Source organism: Clostridium tagluense (assembly GCF_003865095.1).
Classification (GTDB): Bacteria; Bacillota; Clostridia; order Clostridiales; family Clostridiaceae; genus Clostridium_AD; species Clostridium_AD tagluense.
In genome coordinates, this window is sequence record NZ_BHYK01000110.1 from 1 (window position 1) to 1,282 (window position 1,282).

Sequence of the window (1,282 nt, forward strand, 5' to 3'; positions counted from 1 at the left end):
TTTCTCAATCTGGTGATTATGGCATGAAGGTAACACCCCTTCCCATACCGAACAGGTCGGTTAAGCTTCAATGCGCCAATGGTACTGCAGGGGTAACTTTGTGGGAGAGTAGGTCGTCGCCAGGTAACAAAAAACCACTAAGTCTAACTTAGTGGTTTTTATTTTGCGTTAAGAGTATAAATTAAAATTTGTATACAGTACTTAAAACTTTTCCTATACTGTCATGAATAACTAGGGTTGCTTGATTATCATAAGGGGTGGAGGATTTGTTGATGAGAATTAAGTTATTTCCTTTAAAATATTTTATCAAATTTGCAGCAGGGTATACCACAAGAGAAGTGCCACCCACAATTAATGTATCAGCAATACTTATTGCTTTAATAGAACGTTCTAATATATTCATATCTAAATTTTCTTCATAAAGAACTACATCAGGTTTAATAATTCCACCACAACTATCACACCTAGGAATTATGGTTTTACTATTTAATATATAAGTTGAATCAAAAAAATGATTGCATTGCATACAGTAATTTCTATGTACAGATCCATGAAGTTCATATACATTTTTAGAGCCTGCCATTTGATGTAAACCATCAATGTTTTGGGTGATTATAGCTTTTAATTTATTTTTTTCTTCCAGTTTAGCTAATGTAATATGTGCATCATTAGGTATTACATTTAAAAAAATCATATTAGATTTGTAAAATTGAAAAAAATCCTCAGTATTATTTATAAAAAAGGAATGACTTAAAATAACTTCAGGAGGAAATTTTAAATCAGTTTTTATACTATACAAACCATTTTTGGAACGAAAATCAGGAATACAACTTTCTGTAGATACCCCTGCGCCTCCAAAAAAAACCATATTAGTAGTATTTTTTATAATTGTTTTTAATAGTTCATAACTCATAATATCAGCTCCTTTATTACAGTATAACAGTTAAAGAGATATTTAGTAGTTATTAACAAGAAAGTATAGTATAATAAAAATTTTAAATTAGGTACAAGAAACTATATACTTATCCTAGTGTATCAATAGGAGATATGGGTAGTATTAATTATGAATAGTGGAGAAAAATAAAGATAAATTCACTATACGAACTATAACTTCATTATACAATAAGTTTGTTATGGTAAGATACTACTTGTCGTCACATGATGGCAAAGCAAGTTGGTCTTTGAAAATTAAACAGAGAAATAGGTAAAATAGCGAAATAACATTTCGCTTGACCAGTTAATTACTTTAGATAAAAAAGTAATTTTAGTCGTAAGACTAAAA

The 1,282-nt window shown here is 29.2% G+C and carries 1 protein-coding gene and 1 rRNA gene; one reads left to right on the top strand and one right to left on the bottom strand.

Features of this window, described 5'->3' with window-relative positions; all coding sequences use genetic code 11:
- Nucleotides 1-8 precede the first annotated feature (8 nt).
- Nucleotides 9-125: ribosomal RNA gene (gene rrf / locus Ctaglu_RS24735) — 5S ribosomal RNA — on the top strand.
- A gap of 56 nt (nt 126-181) precedes the next feature.
- On the opposite strand, the gene Ctaglu_RS24740 is transcribed toward rrf, so the two are convergent.
- Nucleotides 182-913 (bottom strand): NAD-dependent protein deacylase, encoded by a 732-nt coding sequence (locus tag Ctaglu_RS24740; protein WP_125006717.1) that lies wholly within the window; start codon nt 911-913, stop codon nt 182-184.
- Between the last annotated feature and the right edge of the window lie 369 nt (nt 914-1,282).

Coding starts and splice junctions, on each gene's coding strand:
- Ctaglu_RS24740 (WP_125006717.1), bottom strand. CDS start 913: ATGAGTTATGAACTATTAAAAACAATTATAAAAAATACTACTAATATG.